Below are 6,853 nucleotides of genomic sequence, written 5' to 3'. Positions count from 1 at the left end.
CGGACGGCTGGTACGACCGGGGCCACGACGGCTGGTACGACCGGGGCCACGACGGCTGGTACGACCGGGGCCACGACGGCTGGTACGACCGGGGCCACGACGGCTGGTACGACCGGGGCCACGACGGCTGGTACGACCGGGTACACGACTGGTGGAACGACCGGGTACACGACTGGTGGAACGACCGGGTACACGACTGGTGGAACCGGGGGCCACGACCACGACCACGACCACGGCCACAAGCCCTGTTCCTGCTACTACAAGCCGGGTGAATACGGCCACAAGCACGACGAATACGGCCACAAGCACGACGAATACGGCCACAAGCACGACAGTTATGAGTCCGGCGGCAAGTCCGAAAAGGACGACAAGCTCAGCGACAAGTACAAGCAGAAGTTCTACGAAAAGTTCGACGAAAAGCGCGACGGATACCGGCAGAACATCGACGAAAAGATTCACCCTTACGTCGGCTGACGAGCGAGCTGCATGACTCCGTGAGTGGGCGTGCGTAGCGTGCGGCGGAATCCAATAAATTCCGCCGCACGCCGCATGGAGGGAAATAGAAGACGTCAGATGTCATCAGTTAAACAGAAGAGACCGGGTGGGGCTGTGCCGGGTGAATGTGAAACCATGGATATGGAGGCAAGAGAGCGCCTCGGCGCTGTGCCCGACGAGCGCCGGGAACCTCATGAGCCCGGCAGGCCGTCCACGCTCCGCGGCCCATTTAAGGCAGGCCTGTGGGCGGCAATCGCCCTTTGCCTGACAACGGTTCTGATCCACGTACTCCTGGTTTTCCTGCATGTGGCCCCGGAAAACGCTGTCTCGCAGCGGTACCGTCAACAGGTCGATTCATGGGTCTATCCGCTGTTCGAGCAGAACTGGCGGCTCTTCGCTCCGAATCCGGAATCGGTCAACTCGGAGATCTCCGTGCGGACCAGGCATGCCGGGCCGGACGGTTCTGCACACGTGAGCCCGTGGTTCGACATCACCGCTGTGGACGAGTCCGCGGTAGAGCACAATCCGTTCCCTAGTCACACGAACCAGAACATGCTGCGCCGCGCTTGGAGCTCCTATCTCCAACTCTACGGCGGGGCCGACAAGCCGCCCTCGGAGCGGGCGATCATGATGCAGAAATACCTGCGCAACATCGCTGCCGACCGAGTGGCAGCACACCGTCAGGGGGGATTCGAGGCCCTCCAGCTCCGGGTGGTCACCGTGCCCGTCCCCGCGTCCAGAGCTCCGGACGGCACGGGCCCCGCGCCAGCGCCCATCAACACCCGCTATCTGCCCTGGTGGAAGGTGAGCTCCCATCACTACTGATCAGGCGCCGCCCGCCGCACACGCACCCCAGCGAGCCACCGCCCCTGCGGACACCGGCCCCCCAGGATTCGTCATCGACCGGCTCGGCAGGCTCTTCGCCCTCCTCACCGAGAGGCCGGTGTCCCTGCACGCTGCCGCAGTCCTGCGGATCGGTTACGGGCTGATCTACCTGCTCTTCCTGCTGCGCGAGTTTCCCCACCGCAACGAGATCTGGGGGCCCGGCGCCCCGTGGACCCCGGCGCTGGCCCGGCAACTCTTCGACCAGACCGGCTGGGCCAGCGTCCTCACCCTCTCCGACAGCAGGGCCTGGTTCGAGTTCTGCTACGTGACGGCACTCGCCGTGTCCGCCCTGTTCCTGCTGGGCTGGCGGACCAGGGTGATGTCCATCCTGTTCGCCGTCGTGGTCGTCTCGTTCCATGCCAGGGCCATCTTCATGGGGGACGGGGGCGACAACCTCATCCTCCTGATGGCCGTCTATCTCGTCTTCACGGCGTGCGGCTCGCGCTGGTCACTGGACGCGCGGCGGCTCGGTCGCCGGGCGACACCCGCGGGCGGGCCCCCGAGCTCCGGCGGCACTCTCCGGGATGAACTGCGCGACGTCAGGAAGACGCTGGCCACGGTGCTGCACAACTGCGGCATGTTCGTCATTGCGGCCCAGGTCTGCTTCCTCTACGGAGCCGCCGGTCTCTACAAGGTTCAGGGCAGCTTCTGGGGCAACGGCACCGCTCTCCACTATGTCCTGAACCTCCATCTCTTCCGTCCCTGGCCGATGTTGTCCCAGATGGCAGACGGCCACGCGGTACTGATGGCCGTCGTCGGCTACCTGACGGTGCTGGTGCAGGTCGCCTTCCCGTTCGTCCTGTTCGGCAGGCTCAAGTACCCGGTCCTGGCCGTGATGCTGGGCATGCACGCGGGCATTGCGATCTTCCTGGGGCTGCCGCTCTTCTCCGGAGCGATGATCATCGCGGACACGGTGTTTCTGCCGGACCGCTTCTTTCTCCACCTGACGCACCTTTGGTCTGTGCGCGGGGGACGGGTGCGGGATGCCGTACAGGTGCCCGTTCCACCACAGAAGTAGTCCGCAGGCTGAGGCCGGAGTGCAAGGGCACCATGGTCGCCGTCCAGCTCCTCGCCGTGCCGATGGGCCCGGATGTGCTGGGGCTGGCCGGCGGCACGCAGCTACTGACCGTGCCACTGATGGTCGTCGCCATGCTGTCGGTTGGTCAGGAGGGCTTGGAGGCGGCGCGGGTAGTCGGGGTCTGGACAGTCGCCGTTCCAGCCACCGAAGCCGAGGCGTGCGATGTGGCGTGGCGGACGGTCTCCGACGGGGAGTGAGTGGGAGGCACTCACTCGTCCGAAGCATCGTGGTGCAGCTGTCGATCTGCCAGAACACGGATCGTCCCGGGCGCGTAGGGAGCGGCGACTGAATGACCTGGGGGCCTTCGGCGGTAGCTGCCCTGCCGCGCTGGTTGTGGTGCTGTTGTGGGACGCCCGGGGATCGCTCCCCGGGGGTGGCACCGGCGTCAGCCGGTGTCTTCTCGCTTCAACGCCCCTTGCCCGGGAGCCTTGCGGGCTCCGGGACTTCCAGTGGCTCGGCGAGCGTTTTGGGTCTCCCCCCTATCGGAGGCGACCATACTGAGCTGCCTGTGCGCCGCGTCAACGATGTTCGCGGTGCTGTTCTCGTGTCGGTGTACGACCGCACCGCACGAGGGGCAGTGGAACGTGCTGCACGATGGGTCGGAGCTTGGGTTTCGCTCCTTACACTTCGCGCAGGTGCCGGTGACGGGCTCGCCCTGGTCGAGGACGACGAGCTGCGAGCCGTACCAGGCGGTCTTGTATGCGAGCTTCCTTCGCAGACTGCCCAGGCCGGCGTCCAGGAGATGCCGGTTGGAGCGGGCCTTGACCTTGACGTTCTTGCCCGGCTTGTCCCGGGTGCCCTTGGCTGAGGTGGTGAGAGCGGTGATGTCCAGGTCTTCGATCGCCACGTGCGTGAACCCGGTGGCCAGCTTCTTGGACAGGCCGTGCAGGAACGAGGCACGTCTCACCGTGATCTGCTGGTGGACGCGGGAGACCCGGGCGGTGGCCTTCCTCCACCGCCCCGACCCCTGTTGACAACGGGACATCGCGCGCTGGGCCTTTACGAGCTTGGCCAGGCTGTCGGCGAGCAGACGGGGGTGCTGTACGAGGGTGGTGGCGGGGTCGGCCGGGTCGAGTGGGCTGGACAGGACGGCCAGGTGGTGGGAGCCGAGGTCGACGCCGACGAGCCCGCCGGCACGCTGGCGGGCGGTGGGGCGGCCGATCTGCTCGACGCGTCCGCCGTTCTCGGCGGCCTTCTCGGCCTGGGTACGGCTCAGGTACGGGGTGCGGGCGCCGTCGTCGTGGACGTGCTCCCACAGCACGGGCACGTCCTGCTGCACCTTGGCCAGCACGGAGGCGTACCAGCGGTGGCCGCCGCGGGTGACGGTCACGGACTGGATGACGGCCTGCCCGCGCTCTACGAGCCGCACGAGGCGCTTGCCTGAGTTGTGGATGCGGATGCTGCCCAGGCCCGGCATCACCAGGCGCCGGTAGCCCTCCAGGCGGATGATCGGCCTCTTCACGTCGTGGAAGAGAGAAAACGATTCTGTGTGGCCCTTCTTCTTGAAGCGGGGGTATCCCTGGCGCTGGCCGACGCGGCGGCCGGCGAGCGAGTCCTGCCAGTACTTCCAGGCGACCTGGGCGCGGTCGAAGCCGGAGGTGAAGCAGTAGACGTTGACCTCCCTCCACCAGGGGCTGCCGCCCTCCTCCTTGGGCAGGTCCCGTTCCATCCGCCACAGGGCGCTGGTGTCGGTGGCGGTCGGCGTGCGGAAACCGGCACTGAACGCCTGGGCCTTGAGCGCGTTCACTGTGACACGGCCTTCGGCCAGGAGATCGCGTTCACCGCTGGTACCGGCGGCGTCCGTGCGGGCGGCGGCCAGCCGGCGGACGAGGGCCTCCTGCCCGGCCGGGGGCTGCATCGCGGGCAGCGCCGGCTTGCCGGAGACGGTGAGCGTGAGGCTCTTGCGGTGGTGGTCCCACACCTTGACGCGGTCGGTGAGCTCGGCGCCGTCGGCCTTGATCCGCTCCTTCGCCTCGCCTTCACTCAGCCCCGCCTCGAGGTAGACGGTCCGGCGGTCGGTCCATGCCTGGTGGGCATGGGTCTTCTTGGCCACGGCGTAGTTGTAGGCCCACCGGCAGGCGCCGGAATAGCGGGACAGGGCGGCGCGCTCGGCATCGGAGGGGTCCAGGGCGAACCGGTACGCCCGCAACACCTCTGTGCCGGGCATCGTCACGGCCGCGGGGCCGTGCCCTGGCCCTGCGGGATGGGATTTCGCCGCCACGCGCGGTGTACCTCCGGTTCCAAGTCGCTCTGCTGGACCGCACGTTGCCATGGGGCAAGGGCTGCTGGTCACGCGCCATACCGTCGTGTTCGCCGGGCAGCCGAAAAGGACTCTTACACTGGCAATTGCCTCAGCTCAAGGGGCGCAAGACCCTTCGCCGACATGTGAAGCAAGCACGCGCGCCTGTTTTCGGTCCCTCCCGGCAGGACGCCTGGCGGTTCCTGTTGTGAGGCACATGACGAAGTCACAGTCCGTTTTGGCTGCCCGGCGAACACGACGGCATGGCACATGATCGACAATCCCTGCTCCATGGCAATCTGCGGGCCAGCACGATGATTTGGAGCCGGAGGTAGACCGCGCGTGGCGGCGAACAGCAATCCCACCGTCAGAAAGCGCCGCCTGGGAGCCGAGCTCCGCCGGCTCCGTCAGGCCAGCGGACTGAAGAGCAAAGAGGCGGCTGAGCGGCTCATGGTCTCCCAGCCCAAGATCAGTCACCTGGAGAACGGCCGCCGCGCCATCAGCCCCCGCGACGTACGCGATCTGTGCAAGATCTACGGAGTGACGGACCAGCAGGTCATCGACTCACTGATGGGGATGGCCAGGGACTCCGGGCAGCAGGGCTGGTGGAACGTCTACGGCGACATTCCCCAGAGCGTCTACGTCGGCCTGGAGACGGACGCCGCCACCGTCCACGCATACGAGCCCATGATGATCCCCGACCTGCTGCAGACCCCCGCCTACGCCCACGACGTCATCGAGGAAACGATCCCTCTGCTCGCTGCCGGACAGGCCGCCACACGCCTCAAGGTGCGGCTACGCCGTCAGCACCGGATCTACGACCCGGCCCGCCCGCTGCGTCTGTGGGTCGTCCTGGACGAATCGGCACTACGCCGCGTCGTCGGCAGCCCGGACATCATGCGCGAACAACTGGAGCACCTGAACGCACTCGGCACCGAGCCGCACATCACGGTGCAGGTCCTCCCCTACGCGGCGGGTGCCCACCCGGGCTTCGCAGGACGGTTCTGCATCCTGCGGTCCGCCGACAGCACCGAGGCAGTGGTGCACCTGGAACGCCGCACCAGCGATCTCTACCTGGAGAAACCCTCCGACGTGCAGCACTACAGCGTGATGTACGACCACCTCCAGGCCCGGGCTCTCGACCCTGACAGCAGCCGCGACTTCATCACCGACGTCGTCAAGAGGTACGTCGACGCGGCGAGCCGCCCCTGAGACTGAGGTCGCCCTACCTTTCGATCGGTTCGCCGAGTTCTCCAACCAATACCCTTGGCAGTCGGCGGAGTTCGAGCAGGTACTTGGTCTCTTCTGTGTCGCCGTTGGGCTCGCAGTGCAGAGCATCCTTGATCTGGCCTACTGATCCCTGACAGGCACCCCTGCCTCAACCCACCACTCTCCCCAGCTCCCATGGGCCGCGTCTGCTCGGCTCTGCCTGGGTCGATGGTGGACGGGATGGGAGCCCACCACGCTCGCCACGATGCACCCGCGGCCGGGAAGGGCGCCCCCTCCCACCCGGTGCCGGCCGATCCCCCGCCGGAGGCATGTCCTTGGCCGTGAGCCGCAGAATTCGGGTGCTCGACTCATACCGCCGGGCCTATCCACATGTGGGTGGCCGTCGTGATCGCCCTGTTCGGCTTCCTGCTCTCTCAGACCTTCCTCGCCCCGGCCATCGAGTTCGGCACCCGCTCCGGTGTCGACGTCGTCGACGGCACCCATCGCTGAAAGGAGAAACACCATGCTGCTCGGCCCGAAAATGCCCGATGCGGCTCCGCTACCGATCGCCCACAGGCCGGCCGCCCCTGCCGAGCACCACCGCGCTCCGGTGACCTGCTCCTGCGCTCACGCCCCGATGGCGTCCGCCAGTCGCCCGATCTCGCCGTTCGTCAGCCGTGGGGCGGGTGCCGTTGCGGCGGTCCTCGTCGTGGGCGTCGTGCTGACCGCACTCCTGGCCACGGTCGCCATCACGGCCGTCTCCGTCTCCATCGCGGCCCTGGTGCTGCGCTCCCTGCTCAACAGCGCCCACAAGCGCTGACCAGCCTGCCGGGGCGGCCTCGATACCGCCAAGCATCCCGCCGCCCCGGCAGGCACGGGTCCTCCCGACCGAAACCGAAAGGACAGTTCCCATTACTACCGGACGCGTTCCGCCCCCAGTCAAAGAA

General features: G+C 67.2%; 6 protein-coding genes and 1 pseudogene. 6 read left to right on the top strand and 1 reads right to left on the bottom strand.

Annotation, left to right across the window (positions count from 1 at the left end; translation table 11 throughout):
- From ACFYW8_RS43225 to ACFYW8_RS43210, 4 genes and pseudogenes are all read left to right on the top strand, one after another.
- Window positions 1-474, top strand: a pseudogene (locus tag ACFYW8_RS43225) (hypothetical protein); the annotation flags it as partial.
- Between the two features lie 156 nt (window positions 475-630).
- Window positions 631-1,320, top strand: coding sequence for a DUF5819 family protein (locus ACFYW8_RS43220; protein ID WP_389093003.1), 690 nt, complete (start codon window positions 631-633; stop codon window positions 1,318-1,320).
- 73 nt (window positions 1,321-1,393) lie between these two features.
- The gene (locus ACFYW8_RS43215; RefSeq protein WP_389093033.1) at window positions 1,394-2,398 is read left to right on the top strand and encodes an HTTM domain-containing protein; all 1,005 of its coding nucleotides are present in this window, start codon (window positions 1,394-1,396) and stop codon (window positions 2,396-2,398) included.
- Window positions 2,399-2,430: 32 nt separating this feature from the next.
- On the top strand, window positions 2,431-2,655 hold the full coding sequence (locus tag ACFYW8_RS43210; protein WP_389092998.1) for a hypothetical protein: 225 nt from the start codon (window positions 2,431-2,433) through the stop codon (window positions 2,653-2,655).
- Between the two features lie 188 nt (window positions 2,656-2,843).
- Here the strand turns inward: ACFYW8_RS43210 and ACFYW8_RS43205 are convergent, their stop codons facing one another.
- Window positions 2,844-4,625, bottom strand: coding sequence for an RNA-guided endonuclease TnpB family protein (locus ACFYW8_RS43205; protein WP_389092994.1), 1,782 nt, complete (start codon window positions 4,623-4,625; stop codon window positions 2,844-2,846).
- A 414-nt stretch (window positions 4,626-5,039) separates the two neighbouring features.
- On the opposite strand from ACFYW8_RS43205, the gene ACFYW8_RS43200 reads away from it, so the two are divergent.
- Window positions 5,040-5,909, top strand: coding sequence for a helix-turn-helix domain-containing protein (locus ACFYW8_RS43200; protein ID WP_389092990.1), 870 nt, complete (start codon window positions 5,040-5,042; stop codon window positions 5,907-5,909).
- A gap of 523 nt (window positions 5,910-6,432) precedes the next feature.
- Complete coding sequence (locus ACFYW8_RS43195) at window positions 6,433-6,726, top strand: SpdD protein (protein WP_389093029.1); 294 nt, start codon at window positions 6,433-6,435, stop codon at window positions 6,724-6,726.
- Window positions 6,727-6,853 lie beyond the last annotated feature (127 nt).

Origin of the sequence: Streptomyces sp. NPDC002742, assembly GCF_042888885.1 — a bacterium.
GTDB lineage: Bacteria > Actinomycetota > Actinomycetes > Streptomycetales > Streptomycetaceae > Streptomyces.
Note: the sequence above shows the minus strand (reverse complement) of the source record. Positions and strands in the feature narration are given on the sequence as shown.